At 50.8% G+C, this 17,634-nt stretch carries 17 protein-coding genes and 1 pseudogene; 11 read left to right on the top strand and 7 right to left on the bottom strand.

Annotated elements, in window-relative coordinates; all coding sequences use genetic code 11:
- Positions 1-46: 46 nt before the first annotated feature.
- Both ACESNI_RS19180 and ACESNI_RS19185 read right to left on the bottom strand, forming a co-directional pair.
- Positions 47-535, bottom strand: a complete 489-nt coding sequence (locus ACESNI_RS19180; protein WP_373090137.1) for a class I adenylate-forming enzyme family protein — start codon at positions 533-535, stop codon at positions 47-49.
- A pseudogene (locus ACESNI_RS19185) lies at positions 533-1,696 on the bottom strand (class I adenylate-forming enzyme family protein); the annotation flags it as partial. The pseudogene ACESNI_RS19185 and the gene ACESNI_RS19180, both read right to left, overlap by 3 nt.
- A gap of 436 nt (positions 1,697-2,132) precedes the next feature.
- On the opposite strand from ACESNI_RS19185, the gene ACESNI_RS19190 reads away from it, so the two are divergent.
- Together ACESNI_RS19190 and ACESNI_RS19195 are read left to right on the top strand one after the other, a co-directional pair.
- A complete protein-coding gene (locus ACESNI_RS19190; protein ID WP_373090147.1) occupies positions 2,133-2,327 on the top strand; it encodes a hypothetical protein in 195 nt (64 codons plus the stop codon).
- Positions 2,311-2,442 (top strand): DDE-type integrase/transposase/recombinase, encoded by a 132-nt coding sequence (locus ACESNI_RS19195; protein WP_373090058.1) that lies wholly within the window; start codon positions 2,311-2,313, stop codon positions 2,440-2,442. Before ACESNI_RS19190 ends, ACESNI_RS19195 begins: the two co-directional genes overlap by 17 nt.
- A gap of 47 nt (positions 2,443-2,489) precedes the next feature.
- On the opposite strand, the gene ACESNI_RS19200 is transcribed toward ACESNI_RS19195, so the two are convergent.
- The 4 genes from ACESNI_RS19200 to ACESNI_RS19215 all read right to left on the bottom strand — a co-directional run bounded on the left by ACESNI_RS19200 (position 2,490) and on the right by ACESNI_RS19215 (position 7,960).
- Entirely contained in the window at positions 2,490-3,401 is a 912-nt protein-coding gene (locus ACESNI_RS19200; RefSeq protein ID WP_373090061.1) for a TauD/TfdA dioxygenase family protein, read from the bottom strand.
- A gap of 176 nt (positions 3,402-3,577) precedes the next feature.
- Positions 3,578-4,012, bottom strand: coding sequence for a nucleoside diphosphate kinase regulator (gene rnk / locus ACESNI_RS19205; RefSeq protein WP_373090063.1), 435 nt, complete (start codon positions 4,010-4,012; stop codon positions 3,578-3,580).
- Between the two features lie 588 nt (positions 4,013-4,600).
- The gene (locus ACESNI_RS19210; protein WP_373090066.1) at positions 4,601-6,706 is read right to left on the bottom strand and encodes an acetate--CoA ligase family protein; all 2,106 of its coding nucleotides are present in this window, start codon (positions 6,704-6,706) and stop codon (positions 4,601-4,603) included.
- Positions 6,707-6,760: 54 nt separating this feature from the next.
- Positions 6,761-7,960: a CaiB/BaiF CoA transferase family protein gene (locus ACESNI_RS19215; RefSeq protein ID WP_373090069.1), complete on the bottom strand. Its 1,200-nt coding sequence runs from the start codon at positions 7,958-7,960 to the stop codon at positions 6,761-6,763.
- A gap of 436 nt (positions 7,961-8,396) precedes the next feature.
- Here ACESNI_RS19215 and ACESNI_RS19220 point away from each other — a divergent pair, with 436 nt between their 5' ends.
- A complete protein-coding gene (locus ACESNI_RS19220) occupies positions 8,397-9,134 on the top strand; it encodes an enoyl-CoA hydratase/isomerase family protein (RefSeq protein WP_373090072.1) in 738 nt (245 codons plus the stop codon).
- 408 nt (positions 9,135-9,542) lie between these two features.
- On the opposite strand, the gene ACESNI_RS19225 is transcribed toward ACESNI_RS19220, so the two are convergent.
- A complete protein-coding gene (locus tag ACESNI_RS19225) occupies positions 9,543-11,171 on the bottom strand; it encodes an MFS transporter (protein WP_373090139.1) in 1,629 nt (542 codons plus the stop codon).
- 554 nt (positions 11,172-11,725) lie between these two features.
- Between ACESNI_RS19225 and ACESNI_RS19230 the strand changes: the two genes are divergently transcribed.
- The 8 genes from ACESNI_RS19230 (at position 11,726) to ACESNI_RS19265 (ending at position 17,463) form a co-directional block, all read left to right on the top strand.
- Positions 11,726-12,412 (top strand): RNA polymerase sigma factor, encoded by a 687-nt coding sequence (locus ACESNI_RS19230; RefSeq protein WP_373090074.1) that lies wholly within the window; start codon positions 11,726-11,728, stop codon positions 12,410-12,412.
- A 22-nt stretch (positions 12,413-12,434) separates the two neighbouring features.
- Positions 12,435-13,007 (top strand): ferritin-like domain-containing protein, encoded by a 573-nt coding sequence (locus tag ACESNI_RS19235; RefSeq protein WP_373090076.1) that lies wholly within the window; start codon positions 12,435-12,437, stop codon positions 13,005-13,007.
- A gap of 50 nt (positions 13,008-13,057) precedes the next feature.
- The gene (locus ACESNI_RS19240) at positions 13,058-13,513 is read left to right on the top strand and encodes a cytochrome c family protein (protein ID WP_373090141.1); all 456 of its coding nucleotides are present in this window, start codon (positions 13,058-13,060) and stop codon (positions 13,511-13,513) included.
- Positions 13,514-13,556: 43 nt separating this feature from the next.
- A complete protein-coding gene (locus ACESNI_RS19245; RefSeq protein ID WP_373090079.1) occupies positions 13,557-13,892 on the top strand; it encodes a GTP cyclohydrolase I in 336 nt (111 codons plus the stop codon).
- Positions 13,893-13,997: 105 nt separating this feature from the next.
- Positions 13,998-14,789, top strand: a complete 792-nt coding sequence (locus ACESNI_RS19250; RefSeq protein ID WP_373090082.1) for a metallophosphoesterase — start codon at positions 13,998-14,000, stop codon at positions 14,787-14,789.
- Positions 14,790-15,132: 343 nt separating this feature from the next.
- On the top strand, positions 15,133-15,927 hold the full coding sequence (locus ACESNI_RS19255; protein ID WP_373090084.1) for an ABC transporter permease subunit: 795 nt from the start codon (positions 15,133-15,135) through the stop codon (positions 15,925-15,927).
- A complete protein-coding gene (locus tag ACESNI_RS19260; RefSeq protein WP_373090087.1) occupies positions 15,924-16,427 on the top strand; it encodes a nitrous oxide reductase accessory protein NosL in 504 nt (167 codons plus the stop codon). The genes ACESNI_RS19255 and ACESNI_RS19260 overlap by 4 nt, the downstream gene beginning before the upstream one ends.
- A gap of 46 nt (positions 16,428-16,473) precedes the next feature.
- A complete protein-coding gene (locus ACESNI_RS19265) occupies positions 16,474-17,463 on the top strand; it encodes an FAD:protein FMN transferase (RefSeq protein WP_373090089.1) in 990 nt (329 codons plus the stop codon).
- The last annotated feature ends 171 nt before the right edge of the window (positions 17,464-17,634 follow it).

Consider the following 17,634-nt stretch of genomic DNA (forward strand, 5'->3'; position numbering starts at 1 on the left):
TCGTTCATTGCGCCACAAGCTGCTACGCCCACATTTATTATAATTATTATTTCCGCCCCGCCTCCTTTTGAGAGGGAGACTGTTTGACACGTGTTTGTAGGTGCTCGATGGCAATTTTCTTCAACTCACCGCTCTGCACTTTGCCTGTCCCGGCGGTCCGAGGTAATTCGCTGATGATGATCACAGCCTCTGGAACTTTAAACGACGAAATATTCCCGACTAGATTTTCCAGGATTGTCTCCTCGCTCACCGACTGATCATCTTCAGCTACGACGAAGGCGACGCCACATTCACCGTGATCGGGGTCTGGCACGCCGACGACGGCGACGTCTTTGATTCCGGCTATTTTTCGAATGCTGCCTTCGACTTCCGGCGTGGAAACGTTGAAGCCCTTATGCTTGTAACTATCTTTAATTCTGCTGAAGAACGTTAGGGATCCATCCGGATTCAGGCACCCCAGATCACCGGACCGCAGCCAGCCCGACGGAAGTATGGTATCCGATGTTTCCTGAGGCTTATCGAAATAGCCTAGCATGATCGCATATCCACCAAGGATGATTTCACCTTTCTCGCCGATCGGCACATCTACGCCCGTCTCGACGTCAACGATCCGTATTTGACAACCCGGTAGCGGTTTGCCTTGACGTGCGAGTTTTTCCTCAAGCGGATCGTCCCATCGATATCTAGCGACAGGTCCCGTGGTCTCCGTCATGCCAAAGGCCGTCGAGTAACCAGGTGCATCGAGAATCTCGATCGCTCGCAGCAACTCCTCCGGCCGATTGCTGATGAGTGTACCGCCACGCAACGTTTTCAAGGCCTCTTTACTGTAGGATGGGTGAGCCGCGATCTGATCAACCATCGTCGGGAGCATCTGAGCGAACTTGCATCCTTCGTCACGAACAGTGTCGATAAAAGTGCCGGGTTCGAAGCGGTCGGTGAGAATCACACGGGCACCTTGCATCCAGTGTACGAGAACACCGTTCAGGCACCCGAAGACCCCAAACAGCGGGACTGCAAGATAGATACTGTCCGCCGACGAAAGATCATGGTAGGTGGAAATATCGTGTGCCTTACGGCAGATGCAATGTGAAAGCATCACGCCTTTGGTCAATTACGTCGTTCCGGAACTGTAGATAATGAGCGAGGGGGCGTCAGGATCCGTGGCGTAGGGAGGTGTTTCGACCTTGCCATCGAGTTGCGTCCAATCAACGACTTCCGACCATTCTGCGCCTAATGGATCAACGGAGACGACCTTGGTGAGATTTGGAAAGACGGCATCGGGCAACGTACCGTCGCGCACAGCAGGGCTGGATTCCGCCAACTCGCTGAGAAAATCACGATAGCCGCCAGGACCCGGTACAAAAATGGCGATGCTTTTCGACTGATTAATCTGATACTCGAACTCCAGTTTGCGTAACCGTGTATTAATCAGCACTGGCACCGCACCCATTTGCGCGGCACCAAGCCATAACCACACATACTCGGGACGGTTTGGCATCCATATGCCGATGTTGTCGCCGGAACGGATGCCAAGTTGTGCCAAGCGCCTGGAGGCGTCATCGATATGTTGTTTGGCTTCGCCAAAGGTATAGTCACGACCCTCGAACGTCAGGGCGATGCCGTCACGGTACTTGTCGACTATGGCAGAGATCGTCTCACCATAAGTTTTCCCAATAAAAGGATTTACCGCTGCCATTTATTCCTCCTAAAGCTTCCGATAAGCCATTGCCGATTTTGTATGACGGTCGACGGCCATTCTCGGGATATTCCCACGGCATCGGACACGCACAATTCAATACACCCTTTGCACAGCCGAAATATTGACTCGTTCTATATAAGACAATATTTTCCCAGTAATTTTCACAATAGGCACAATTATACAAAATTGTACTGTTTCCCCTAGCATTATTTTCTCTAATCTTCTGGCATTTCTGATTTTGACGATTTAACGGCGTTCTGAATACCATTTCTTGCTAATCTATATGGTCCAGACGCAACTATCCCGTCTTTGCTCACTTGCCGATGATTTCCTTGGCTTAGATTGACCAGATTGAACCCATTTCGTTATGTTGAAACATCACCAGAAGCCATCTGTGTGGCTGCGATGATGTACGTCAGATTTCCCTTGTTCCTTGACAACATCGACGACCACCTCCATGCGTGAGGACGGCATTCGTCATGAATCTGTTCGCTACTGGAGAACCCAATTCGGTCCAATGTTTGCCAAGGAAATCCGAAAGAAACGGATCTATCCGTCTCAAAATTATTCAAACTGGAAATCCTATCTTGATGAGGTCTTTGTGAAGATCAATGGCGAGACACATTGACCTGTGGTGTGCCGTTGACAACGAAAAAGAAGTTCTGGAAGTTCTGGTTTCAAAGCGATGCGACCGCAAAGCAGTAACGGTTTTTCTTAAAAGAAGAATGAGATACCATGCTTAACTGAGACCAATTCGCATTCGTCTGAAAACATCCCATCAGGGTCCAGGTCAGTCTGCAGCATGGGGCGCACCCCCTTCTACTGTGAGGCGCCAAAGATGTCGGCGCATAGGATATTCATAGTCTTTCGTCGCGTAATGCTGGGTTGCCTTGTTGTCCCAGATGACGATATCGCCAACTCTCCACTTATGGGTATAGGTTTCCTGGCTGGCGATATGTTCATAAACATCATTCAGCAGAGCATCGCTTTCCTCTTCGCTCATACCCTGGATGCCGACCGTATGAGCACTATTGACAAATAAATATTTGCGTCCGGTTTCTGGTTGCTGACAGATTACGGGATGTAGCACATCGATCATACGGGCGCGCTGAACCTCACTCAATTCGATTCCTTCTTCGTCGCCATAACGACGGCGAATCCACAAGTGAAAATGTTTGGCAGATATCCCCGTCAGCTTGCGCTTTAGCGTTTTGGGTAAAGTCTCGTATGCCGAGATGGTGCTGCGGAAGCAGGTATCGCCACGCGGCATGCCGTTCTTGTCATGAGGAATTTCTATGGAATATAACAGAGAATAATCGTTTGGTGTATTCGTAAAAGTGAGATCGGTGTGCCAAAATGCACCTGGGTTAGGGCGGCCGATATTTTTATTATTTTTCTTGATATTTGACAAATGCATTACTTCCGGATGACCGTCTAGCACATTTGGGCTAATAACGTGTTTTTCCAGCTTCCCAAATCGACGGCCAAAATCAATGAACTGCTCGACGGTCAGGTTTTGGCCACGAACTGCTACGACGGAATTTTGGACAATTGGGAGAAAAATATTTTCCTGAAATTCCGAGTCACTAAGGGGTTTCGAGATATCCACACCCTTAATCTCATACCCAACTTTAATCTCGCTGCCGGGAACATGCACAGACGTGGAGGCACCCTTAACATCCTTGTTAATTGCTTGAAACATAGTGTCCTCCAACATCATATTTTCGTATTTATATATTATTCCTATTGTATATAAGTTAAATCCAAACAGTCAACTACCGCTGTATAGGCTGCGATGTTACCGCGTCAAAATTTTTGCAATGTTTCTCTATATTACTTTAACAATTGTAAAATGACCCCGCGCCAGAACGGCGAGGGTTAGCTCGCCGTAACAGAGGTAGCCGACATAACGCTGACAATCGTCAACATCCGGCGTTCACCATCACGTGTGTCCCAATAAAAGCTGGCACCTTCTTTCAGACCTAACAAGGCGACGCCAATGGGTGTCATGATTGATATTTTCTGAAGCGCGATATCCGCATCGGCAGGGAAGACAAGCGTCACGGTTCGTTCCTGTCCGGTTGTTTCGTCCCGATAGGTTACGGCATTTCCAATCGCCACAACATTTACAGGCATCTTACGCTCATCAACGATACGCGCCCGGCCCAGTTCGTCCAGAAGACGGCCGGCCAAAGCAGGATCACGCGCCAGCGTTCTTTCCGCCAGCGCTTCCAGTCGGCCTAATGACGCCTCGCTGATCACGATTTTTGGGCGGCGTGTTGAGATCGGTAGGGGGGATGAAATGGTTGTCATGGTAGTCTCCGCAATTTTAAGTGTGTGAAGGAACGTGAAAATTAGTTTGGGCGTCCGCGACGACAGTTGAAGACGGTCTGCCGCTTGTTCTGCACCTAAATTTTGAACCTTAAGAAAATTCCAGATATCTGGTGCAAGCGTAAAGATCTTCAGCGCAGCGTGTCACGCTCGGTGGTTCGCGTTAATAGCCACCTGTAGTTTGCTGACATACATGACGACAAACTGTCGTCATGCCTTCTACCGGAAAGAGCCCGCTCGCGAAGTTAATTTGATTGTATGGGGATGCCCCGAGAGGTATGGCAGACGCGAAAGCGCCTAGACCGCCCGGGGAAAGGGGCGGTTCAGTATAAGAAACCGGAAATGATCTGCATGCATTCTCATAATTCGATAGATAAGCTCACTGCTCCAGATAGTCAATGACGATGATGTCCGGATTTGGTTGTCTCTATCTACGGCGCAAGTTCGGCTCGAAAAGTGGTTTGAATAGTTCGGTCATTTTGGTCTGATCCCAAAATTGATTGTCTGAACATTCTCTTTCTGCAAACCATTAGCAAACCGGATGGCAGGTTATCACTTTTTCTGTATCGCTCAGTCAGACACCATGAGGGCTCGGGCATCCACGGCAACGGCACCTTTGCCGTCTTCGGCAACGAAGAGCGGATTGATATCGAGTTCGAGCAGCTGACCGCTTAGGTCGTGGGCCAGCCAACTCACACGGCAAATCACGTCAGCTACGGTGCCGATATCCAGTGGTGGCTGGCCACGCGTTCCGTGAAGAATGGTCGAGATCTTAAGTGTGTTCAGCATTCTCTCGGCATCTGCCAGCGAAATGGGTGCGGTCGCCGTGGCCACGTCGGCCAGCAGTTCGACAAGGCTGCCGCCTGCACCGACCATGACCATCGGGCCGAAGAGGGCGTCCTGCTGGACTCCGATCATCACCTCTGCGAGGCCCGAAACCTGTTCCTGGACCAGGAAGCCCTCAATCCGGGCGTTGGGAGCAGTGCGAGCCAAGGTCGCTTGCATTTTACGGACCGCTTCACCCATCGCTTCGGGGCTGGAAATATTAAGCATCACGCCCCCGACATCCGCTTTATGCACGATGTCCGGCGACGCCACCTTGAGCACCAGCGGGCAAATCAGGTTGGCGGCACTCTTCTGCGCCTCGTCGGCGTTGGTGGAGAGAAGGCCGGCGTTGGTCCGGATGCCGTAAGCTTTCAAAAGGGCCTTGGTGGTCTGCTCGTCCATCACACCCTGCGGCAGCGACGACGGCAGACTGCACCCCTCGGGCCGTACGGCCTCGTCGCGCCCGGTGGCGAGGTTCGCATCGCGCAGGGCCTTGATGACACGGATCGCAGTATGAAGGCTGTCGGTATAAGGAATAGCGTTGTCGCGTAGGTATGCCCGCGCCGAATCGGCCATAGCGGCGGGCTGGATAACTAGCAGGCAGGGCTTGTTGCCCGCCCCGTCGGCAATAAGCTGAGTAACGAGCCGTACATCGGGGCAGGTGCTGATCACGCCCAGCAGGAGATCGACGTTCGGGTCCTTACTCACTACTTCAGCGGACGGGCCGCAGGACCCTACGATCGGATCCTTGATCGCGATGCCGGTGTCGATCGGGTTGACGACGCCCGCCGGAAAATACCCCGCCAATTTCTTATGGGTCGAGGCACTGAATTCGACTAGTGGCAGGTCATAATCGCTGAACAGGTCCGCCGTCATGACGCAGCTTCCACCGGAGGGTGAGAGGACCGCCAGTTTGTCAACTTTAGCCTTGGGATGCCGGGACATGAGCAGGGTAGCGGTGACCAGTGCCTCGAAATCTTCGAGCAAGACGATCCCATTGTCGCGGCAGATGTTGGCAAACGCGGCGTGGCTACTTGCCAAGCTAGCAGTATGGGAGAAGGCGGCTTCCATGCCGGCTTCAGTGCGGCCAGATTTCATCATTAGCCAAGGCTTGCCGGCGGCTTGCACTCGCCGCGCCACTTGGTTGAACCGTTCTGGAGATTTGATGCCTTCGACATAGGTGCAGATGACCTGGGTCGCAGGATCATCGATCATCATGTTAGCAAAGTCGCAGAAATCGAGATCGGCCTGGTTGCCGGTCGGGAAGGTATGGGACATGCCGCAGCCATGCTGGACGAAAAAGTCCATCAGGGCGCTCAATACCCCGCCGCTCTGGCTAATGATGCCGACGTTGCCATCCTGTAGCTTATCGACATTCATCACGTGCGAGGCCATCATGGCCAGCCCGTTTGCAGGGCTGGAATAGCCCATGACGTTCGGACCGACGATCCGCATTCCGTAGGAATGGGCAACGGTGACGAGCGTCTCTTCGGCCTCGCGATCGCCGGCGTCGGCATATCCGTTCGACACGATTACAAGCACCTTGGCACCCAGCTTGCCCGCACTCTCAACAGCCGCCAGCACGTGTGGCTTGGAGGCGGCGATCAATACGACCTCAGGTGACCCGGACACGGCATCGAGGGAGGGGTAGGTTTTACGGCCAAATATCTCACTGCTTTTCGGGTTGATCAGATAGATTTCGCCGGGAAATCTGTGCTTCAGCAGGTAATGTACAATGCGTCCACCAAACTTTTTGATGTCCTCGGAGGCACCGACAATTGCGATGGACTTTGGGTTCAACAGCACGCTGATATCGCTGTCCCCCCGGATGTCGGATGTCACCGAATTCATTCTAAACTCCCAATAAATTATTCACGCTGGTGATGAAATCCCGCGGTTTGCTGATCAGAGAGTGCGCTCCTTCGTTGACGCAAGGGATGCCCGGATCTCGGCACCATGTTCGTCAAGCGCCGGGGGGCTTTTCAGGACGGGTCGAGGCTGGCCCGAAAACCGGACCGGGGGCCCGAAGGTTTTGGTTGTGCCGCCTCCCGGCAGGTCGAGGGGTTCCACCCAACCTAGGTGCTGAGCCTGCGGATCGTTCAATGCTTCGGAAATCGAATTGATGGGACCGTTGGGGACGCCAGCCTTGGAAAACCGTTCAAGCCAGACCGCTACGGGCTCGGCGATGAATTCCTGTTCTAGGATATCCTTCAGCTCAACCTGGTTCGCGGCGCGGTCGATCTGCTTGATGAAGCGCGGGTCACTTAGGAGATCGGGCCGGTTCACGATACTGCAAACACTGGCCCAGAGTTTCTCGTTTCCAGCTGCCATGACGAAATAGCCGTCCTTGGCAGCAAAGGCTTGGTAGGGCGCATTGCGAGGATGAGCCGAGCCGAGCGGGAGGGGATCTTCCCCCGTTCCAAAATACTGGCTAGTCTGCAAGGCGCTGACGCCAAGGGTCACGCCCATCATGGGGACGTCCACGTGTGTGCCGCGACCGGTTCGGCGGGCCTCAAAGACGCTAGCGAGGGCGGAGTAGGCGGCATAGAGGCCAGCGGTGAAATCCGAGATAGGAACGCCGCATTTCACCGGCGGTTGCCCGATTTCGCCGGTTACCCCCATGACGCCAGCGATAGCCTGAATGGTGAGGTCAAACCCTCCCTCCGACGCCCGTGGTCCGGTTTGGCCGAAAGCCGATATCGAACAGTAGACGAGGCTGGGGTTGATCTCGGCCAGCGTCTTGTAATCCAGTCCCAGTCGTTCCATAACCCCTGGTCGGTTGTTCTCAATGAGAATGTCAGAGGTTCTTGCCAGTTCGACTGCGACGTTCCGATCTTCCTCCTGCTTCAGGTCCAGCATGATCGAGCGCTTTGATCTATTGAGAGATGCGAAGTTCTCGCTGTAGCCCTCGTTGAAGGGAGGCCATTGGCGCATGCTGTCGCCGTTCTTTCCTTCGATCTTGATCACGTCGGCACCAAGGTCTGCAAACAGCAGACCACAGAACGGCCCCGCGGCCACCTGACAGAATTCCAGCACGCGCACACCCGTCAGCGGTCCACGCGAAACGTCGTCCTGATCCGGTCCGTTATCGGCCCGATCCGTCATGCTATCCTCCTGCATATTGTAGTATGGATTGTTATTTCCAAAATACGGTAGGACGTCGACTTGTCAAGCACAGGAATAGAAAACGTTGCGACGCAAGTGGCTGATAAAAAAGCTCTATAGCTGAGTTTAGCTCTAAATCGGTTGTACGAGATCGGGCGTGCTCCATTCTGGATAGCGTTGAGGTGGCCGTTGCGTCAAGTGCTGCAGAACGGGGGTTGATGTAGTGGGCGGTAGGACTATTCAAGGACGTCCGGACGAGCCGAAGCCATCGTCCGATATTGGCTCAGATTTGAAATCGGCAAGAGGATGGCTTGACAGAAGCTCTGAACTCTCGCAGGGTCGGGCCGTTCCATCCACGACCCACCGTAGCAAAGACCTGGTCGAAAACAAAAACCCAAGCGCAAAACTGCGCAAGAAAAATAAGAGGAGATTCAAGTTGGAAACGATCAAGGTAGAGCAAGATGAGAAAATTACTATCATTACGCTCAATCGCCCGGACAAACTAAACGCGATTAATCTGACAATGTCGCGCGAACTGCAGCAGGCCATGAAGGAGTTCGACGCATCCGACCAGAGAGTGCTGGTGCTGACCGGAGCAGGGGATCGCGCCTTTTGCGCGGGTGCTGACCTAGCGGAGTTTCCTGAGTTCTGGCGCGTCGTTCCGACCGTGGGTGTCGAGACCAACAAGCCGATCATCGCTGCGGTCGAGGGGATATGCATCGGTGGCGGCCTCGTCCTGGCAGCTTTCGCAGATATCTGTGTGGCCACCGAGGACACCAAGTTTAGCTATCCCGAAGGCAAGGTCGGCGTAACCGGCGGCATGGTCGCAGGCATCGCAGCGCGTATTCCGCATAAAGCCGCGATGGATATCATGTTGCTGGGGCGGACCTTTACCGGGCGTCGTGCCTATGAAATGGGTCTGGTGACAGAATGCGTTGCGCCTGGAAAGAGTCTTGAAACAGCCATGGAGATGGCTCGCGAGCTCGTCGACATGGCACCTCTTGTTGTTCAATACCTCAAGGACGTGGTGAACAATCACATGCTGCCTAAATCCCCAGCCGAGGAGATGATGCGGGCCATGATCGTGACTGATCAGATCGCCGGAAGTGCGGATGTTGAGGAGGGTAAACGCGCATTTTTCGAAAAGCGAAAACCGAAATTCGTCGGTCACTGACCGCGAGCCTTACGCGAAGTAAACAAGCGGCGGCGTGCGGGAGTAAACGTATTCTCGCGTGAAGTTGAAGCTGTCTTACGCGGTATCGATGGGATAGAAGAAGCTTTGGCTCTCTTCGTTCCCGATCCTATGCTCTGTGATAGCGCGGCAGCGGAAGCTTGTCTGCTTGAGAAAATCATCGCGCGTTGCCAGGAGCACTAGGGAGAAGCGGGGCGTAGTTAGTAGAATTGCCCAAACCGTTATTTCCTAATGCTCGTGAAGGACACGACCATATCAAATGTCTTGCGAGTAACCGCGCCATACGGTCCCTCATGAAAAGCACTTAATACAAGATTTCACGTATATTATGAAGTCTATCGCATCCCTATGAAACTGGTTTGGGTTATGCCGACAGGTTAATAACTTAGATCAATGAATTTCAGGATGCGGTTTGAGTGGCGTGTCATCGTGCAATGCCACTGTCTGTCGTTCAATCATTCTATGCACGGATGGTCTTTTAGGACCGCGATGGAATGCTATCACCCGATCAAATATCTCACTATCTGCTTTGGTGCGGCGCTTGTTGTATCTTACATATTCTACCCATGTAGGAACGTGATAGCTTTCGATCCAGATGTCCGGGTTCTCAAGATCACGAAGTAAAACCCACTGCTGAACACCGTCCCGTATTCTAATTCGCCGCCACTCAGCCATAGCAGAAAGAAAATCCGGTATATCCTGTTGTGAGATCTCATAGTCCACCATTATCATTATAGGACCGCTTCGCGATGTAAGATCGAGTTGGATTATCGGTTCAGAAAGCCGATCATGCGGATCGAGATTTAAAAGACCGAATTCAGGTAACGAAATCAAGAGTCCGACCAATGAACCAAACACCAGAACAGCACCCGCTATGATTAATGCATTCTCGGGACCATATGATTCAGCTATGGCTCCCCAAACCCAACTCCCTGCCGCCATTCCACCAAATGTAACCGTTTGGTAAAAAGCAAGTGCTCTGCCGGCAACCCAACGCGGTGCAGATAATTGCACCGTTACGTTAAGCAAAGATAGAACGAGCACCCAGCTGGCACCGGAAATAATAAGAGCAAGACAACTGATCCTAATATCACTACTCAAGCCAATGATTGCCGTGCCAAGAGCAGAAAACAGGAATGAAAAGCAAACAATTGCCTCATTCTTGAAATATGCGCGGAGATGCGAATTTAGAAAAGCGCCGCAGATTGCTCCAAGACCAAAGAATCCCAGCATAACGCCATAAGTCAGTGCGCCACCCTGTACAATATCGCGGGCGACAAGAGGTAATAAAGCAAGCACGGAAATCGCACCAAGTCCAAATAAGAACCCGCGCATCATCACCTTCATTAGGTTGGGAGACATCGTAACATAACGCAATCCAACCGATAATGCCCGGCCAATCCGTTCGCGTGGTAAAGTTAGGGGAGCGCTGTCCGGCTTCCACTTCGAAAGCGCTATTAGCAAAGCTGAGTAACTGACTGCATTAATCGCGAAAGCCGCAGCTGCACCTGCAAATGCCACAATAGCTCCACCGATTGCGGGGCCGACACTCCGCATGAGATTATAACCCATACTGTTAAGCGCAACCGCATTGGGAAGCTCTTCCTTTGGAACTATATCACCGATAGATGCTTGCCACGATGGATTGTTCAAGGCTGTGCCGCAGCCAATCAAAAATGTGAAAAACAAAAGCAACCAGGGTGTTAAAAAGCCCGCAAATGCTAGAACAGCTAAGCCGGAAGATATGGCCAACATAAATGTTTGAGCTGTAAGCATGATTTGACGACGATCAATACTATCTGCGAGTGCTCCTGCAACCAATGAAAACATCATGATAGGTAATGTGGAAGAAGCCTGCACCAACGCAACCATTTGAGATGAATCTGAAATTTTGGTCATCATCCACCCGGCGCCAACCGTCTGTATCAGTCCTCCCAAATTGGATGCCGAGGTTGCGATCCAAAGAGAGCGAAACGTCAGGTATCGAAAAGGTGAAAAGGGGGATATACGTTGCGACATTTCGCAAAAAACTTTCAGAATGGAACTACCAACAACAATCATCAAAATCAGCGATTTGCGCATTTGAGAATCACAGAATAATTTAGAGTTGTCAAATTCGGTTTATTGCTCAAGTATAAAAATACTTGGCTAAATTTGGCCAATATCATTTTAAAACGGATTGCTCTGAGAAGACCGAGTAAGATATTTTCCTTACAGTGAGGATTCTTTATAACTTAGCTAGAAAGTGTTGAACTATTATTATTTGCAGATATGCATTGATGAGCATTTTCTCGGCGCCTAGTTTCTTAGCATGACAACATAGAACTCATTTCCCCATTTTAAAACCTCATTTGAAGTCTTTCGCCCAGCTGTAATGATGTACGTCAGATCTATTCCACTAACGCGACATGAAGAAGCATATTCGCGCCATAGAGAGACGAGAGTGCATCTGTCTGACAGCCTCGACTGGAGTGATTTTTATCAGACGGACCAGGGACGCAATTATTATTGTTGTTGAAAACGGGAACCTTTCCGGCAGCTTGTCGTCTAACCGAGCAAAAGGAATAAACAAGATGCCTCAGAGACGTATTAATTTTGAAATGATGGATGATGCCGAACTTGTACGGCGCGCGGTTCGCCGGGAAGCGCTCGCGATCCGGACAATTACCACCCTTAACAATCAACGTCTGTTTCGCACAGCATGGAGTGTATTGCGCAATCATGCGGATGCGGAAGAGGTTGTTCAGGAGGCTTATTTGAAAGCATTCAACTCGTTGGAAACATACGGTGGACAATCCAGTTTGTCGACCTGGCTTACGCGTATTGTTTACAACGCGGCAATTGATCGGCATCGATCACTAAAACGCCGCCACGCTGGGCTTCAGCAACAGGATGTTGCCATTCTCGATGAACATCACTCCCGATACTCACCTGAATCTATGCCCATGTCACCGGAAGCCGAACTTATTCGCAAACAATTCTCGGAATTTCTAAAATCTGTGATTGCACGGTTGCCAGACGACTTTCGGTCCGTATTCGTCCTGAGAGATATCGAGGGCATGTCTGTTACCGAGACTGCCGAGGCCTTGCAAATCAAGGAAGCAACCGTCAAATCGCGGCTTTTCAGGGCCCGCCGTGATCTACGTAAAGATCTGGAACTGAAATTCGAAACAGTCTTTACAGACACGATCGCATTCGCAGGTGCGGACTGTGATGCCATGACCAATCGTGTTTTGGCTGCCCTGGAAATTCAACCCTAACCACTTTTAAAGGAGTAATTTGATGTTAGATAACACCCTGATTCTGCCTTCTCGCCGCGCATTGCTGAGTGCGACTGGAAAAACGCTCTCTGCAGCCGCTGTCGCGCTTGTAATAGGAAGCAAAATAAAGACGGCTTCTGCCGCAGATGCATCGCAAGATGTTCAAATTTTAAATGCCGCAATTGCTCTGGAACATGAAGGGATTGCTGCCTATCAGATTGCGGCAACAAGTGGTCTTCTGCAACCCGCTGTCGTTGATATCGGCGTAACGTTTCAGGGACACCACAAAGGTCACCGGGACATACTGGTGAAAGCGGTAAAAACGCTTGGCGGAACACCAGCTGAGGAGAAATCCCTAGGCGAATACGCGAAGGACCTAAAGGCTTCCACACTCAAAAATCAGACAGATGTGCTGCAGCTGGCGCTTGGGCTGGAACGTGGTGCGGCCAACGCTTATCTTGGCCTGATTCCGGCGCTCGGTCCTGATTTTCATCAGGTTGCCGCGCAAATGGCGGGAGACGAGGCGTTTCATGCGGCTATTCTTGCCAACGCTCTTGGCGAGCCAATTCCCAAAAACGCAATGATGTTCGGTTAGCCTTTAACTCCGTGTTGCGAGTATCGAAAATGAGATGCAATTTGTATATCATGTTGTGTGCCAGTGCTATTCTGGTATCGAATAGTGTAGCTGCAAAAGATGCTACTACGTCTTTAGTCTTAGTTAGCACGCAAATGATATCAAACGGAGACAGCGCTTCCCCTGACGCTGTCTCCGAATCCGCTATTATCGAAGGTGAAAAACTATACAAACGACGTTGCGGAGGATGCCATTCTCTCGATAGTAATCGTATTGGTCCGCGCCATCGCGGCGTTTATGGGCGTAAAGCTGGAACGGTGCCGGATTATAAATATAGCAAAGCCTTGCGAAACCTTGATGCCGTCTGGCGGGATGACACATTGGAAAAATGGCTGGCAAACCCGACGGCCTATGTAAAGGGCACATCGATGGGGTTTAGATTGCCAAAAGCAGCTGAACGGCATGCCATAATTCAATATCTGAAATCACTTTCCGCCCATCCCCGCACAAGCTCGCATAGCGAATAACCGGAAATTATTTTTAACTTTTTGAAATAGTAAAGGATTGACTGTGTCAACGATTAAACTTAGGCAGCCGCAATCCTGCGAAGCAGATAGAACTAGTCCAATTGGCAATAATGTTAGTAAACCCGAAGCTGAGGACGCGGTAAGAACGCTGATCAGCTGGCTTGGGGATGATCCATCGCGAGAAGGGCTGCTTGAAACACGCGGCCGCGTTACGAAGGCATTTGCAGAATGGTTTTCGGGCTACCGTCAAGATCCAGCGGAAGTTTTGGCCAAGACATTCCAAGAGGTAGAAAACTATAGGGAACCCGTTATGCTACGTGGAATCCGCTTCGAAAGTTGCTGTGAACATCAACAGTTTTTGCAATTGGCGATGGCGTGATTAGCAGTAGAGTAACGACATTTAAAACAACCTCGACTTGACACCCGGAGAGGGGATATATCAACGAAGCGTTCGCTAGCTGGACATTTCGTATTCGGAGAAATCATGAAGATTGCCTATGGAAGTGACCTCCATCTGGAACTTGGTATTGCAGAGCCGGAACTGGACAGTATTCGGGGGGCAGATATCCTGATACTTGCTGGCGATATTTATAAAGGGCGGAACGAGATTTCCGGTCGGCCTAAAATTATGGAATATTCTCAGCAATGCATAAAAGAATTGGCGATACCGGTCATTGTCGTATGCGGGAACCATGAGTTATACGGTGAGGAGGCATATCGGTTTTGGAACGACTGTCAAAATTTTTCAGCAGCAACACAGAATTTACATTTTCTGGAAAATGAAACACTGATTTTGAACGGCCATCGCTTCCTTGGATGCACTTTGTGGTCGGACTTCCAAATGATGGGCAACCCAGAGCCTGCCATGGAGCTGGCACAGCAAATAATCTATGATTATAAGCGCGTTAAATTGGCTGAACCGAACGGCGAAATGAGGGATCTTGTCCCCGATGACACTCGCAAATGGAATGCGAATAGCCGACAGTTTCTGGAAAAAAGCCTTGCGGAATCTTTTGATGGCCAGACGGTTGTCGTCTCTCACTTTCCGCCGGTTCCTATGATCGCACCGGAGTTTGCGGAAAGCCCGCTGACGCCTTATTTCAACAACAATTGGGCTGATGATATAACGAATGGCATTCTAACGCCGGACATCTGGATTTCAGGGCATACTCATCATATGGAAGAAAAATCATTGGGAACAACGCGCATTAGATCCCGACAAGGTGGATATCCTGGCGAGTTAGGCCCTTTTAAATGGGGTGTCGTCGAAACGTAAATCCGGCGTAATAGATTGAAAATATTTTTCAGCTAAATTATTTAGGCGATCATATAACCTGTTTTCAACATTTATTTCCCTGCTCTTTCAATAATTGTAATCCGTTTTTCTATTCCAAGATATCACCCGCCTGGCTATGACACTTGGGCAAAATATTTGTGAAGATCAACGGAGAAGCTCATAACCTCGGACGGGCCGTCGACTACGAGACCGCATTCGTCAGATATTACCAATAAAACGGATACATGAACGAGCGAAACTTCCTTCCTTGAGCTTGCACTGGATCAAATAGCCGTCGTGCGTTTTCGAATATATTCATGCTGTTCCTAAAATATTATCTGCAATGATCTTCGAAAATCGAGGTCCTTCGCAGGTAACCGTCGTTACGGCGGCCTTCGCGCTTATTCTTGCCCTTCTCGGTAGCGCGCCGGTCGGCACTACCAATATCACACCTCTGGCCGTCACCGTGGTCAGTCTGTCCTCACTTGGCATCTTCTTCATACCGCTCATTGCGCTACTGCTTTCTTATGACAGCATTGTCGGCGAAGAGGAGCGGGGGACCCTTACCTTGCTGCTTGCCTATCCGATTTCCAAGTCGGCGATTGCGCTTGGCAAGTTTCTCGGACATTTCAGCATCCTGTCTTTTGCGATTATTGTCGGATATGGCGCCGCGACACTGGCGATCGCCACAACCAGCGATATCCCTCTCGCGGGTCAGGCATGGGACATTTTCTTCAAGCTCCTTTTCTCCTCCATCTTGCTGGGGGGTGTTTTTCTTTCCTTGGGGCTTCTCCTCAGCGTGTTGACACGAGACCGCGGAACGGCAGCGGCCGGTGCAATTGTAATTTGGCTGGTTTTTGTTGTGCTGTTCGATATGGCGCTGCTGGGTATTCTCGCATCAGACGTTTCCGGCCTGATCAATGACGATGCAGTCAAATGGATCATGATGGCAAGCCCATCTGACGCCTATCGCATGTATAATCTGTCAACCAATTCCGAGACAGCCCTGCTGTCGGGGATGTCAGGACTAAGGGCGGATCAGGCCGTCACCGCCTCCACCCTTATCGTCCTCCTGGTCGTCTGGATCGTTGCTCCGCTCATGATGTCATGTGTCCTGTTTCAACGGAGATCATCATGAAAGCCATCGCTAAAATTAGCCTTTGCCTGATATCCCTTGCTGTGCTTGGAAGCTGTGACAATGACGCTGACAGCGTTCCTGTACCCCAGGCGATTACCGATGACGCAGTTGGGGTTTACTGCGGGATGATCCTGTCAGAGCATATCGGACCAAAGGGACAGATATTTGAAAAGGCGCGCGCTGATCCTCTTTGGTTTGCGTCGGTTCGGGACGCGATTGCCTACACGAGATTACCCGGCGAAGCGCAGGACATTGTCGCATTTTATGTTCATGATATGGCGCGCGCTGACAGTTGGGAAAAGCCGCAAGCAGACGGTATCTGGATTGCCGCCGAGACGGCTTATTATGTCCTGGGGAGCAATAAGCGCGGCGGTATGGGAATGCAGGAAACTATTCCCTTTGGTTCGATTGAAGCCGCTCGCAATTTTTCAGAGCAGCACGGTGGGCAGGCGGTGAAATTTAACGAGATACCATCGACCTTCCTGCTGTCAGAAAAATAAAACTCCAAGATACCGCAGGTAAATTGTTAAAAAAGGAATTGTAAAAATGATGAAGCAGATACCTAAATCAGGAATTTCCCGCCGTCGCTTTATCGTTTCCGCCGGCGTAGTCGGCACCATGGCTGTTTTGACGGGATCCGCCGCCGCAACCAAAGCCGTACTACGACCTATCACTTGGACCGGATCTGCGCTCGGGGCGGAAGCTTCTATTCAGCTCTATCATGACGATCCTGAATGGGCCAAGCAACAGCTGAACAGGTGCCAGAGTGAAATTATCCGCCTTGAAAGGCTTTTCAGCCTATATAAGCCGAATTCTGCGATATCCCGGCTAAACGCACAAGGTTATCTGGATGACCCCGATATCGAGTTTCTGGAATTAATGTCCCTCGCAATGTCATTCACACAGCAATCAGACGGGTTATTTGATGTGACGGTGCAGCCTTTGTGGAAACTATATGTCGATCATTTTTCAAAGGGAAATGCCAATCCCGCGGGTCCCGCCCATGAAGAAATCACAGATGCCCTAAAATATGTTGGATCACAGCATAATCATATAACGCCGAGGCGGATTGCCTTTCAAAAGCCCGGCATGGCGGCGACCTTCAATGGTATTGCACAGGGCTACATAACGGATCGGGTTGCGGCACTTCTGAGAGCGGCCGGATTTACCAATGTGCTGGTTTCTTTGGGAGAAAACCATGCTTTGGGCGGTAAGCCAGACGGGACGCCCTGGCGCGTCGGCATTGTCTCGCCAAAAGATGGCAGTACCATTACGACAAAAGTAGATCTGATGAACAAGGCACTCGCGACGTCCGGCGGATACGGCAGCCCGTTTTCGCCTAATTCCAGGGCAAATCATCTTCTGAACCCTTTAACAGGCGGCTGCGCGGAGTTTGAGCGTTCCGTGACTGTAATATCAAATTCTGCAACGCAAGCGGATATGGCGTCGACCGCGCTTTCTATGCTTCCAACAGATCAGGGCAGGGAATTGGCCTCCAGATTACCGTTTATCGATCGTGTGATATATGAAACTTAAGGCGCCTAGCATTTTTTAGCAGGAGCTAGCGGCACATGCATATCGTGCACGGTTATGTACATTTATAGCTGCTTATTCGTAAGCAAAATGAGAGGAAGTAAAGTGACGGTAATTTGCACAAGCACAACATGTCGCCGGCCGTTTTCTTTACTTTAGTACTTTTGCGGGAGA

This window comes from Sneathiella sp. (assembly GCF_041689005.1).
Lineage (GTDB): Bacteria > Pseudomonadota > Alphaproteobacteria > Sneathiellales > Sneathiellaceae > Sneathiella.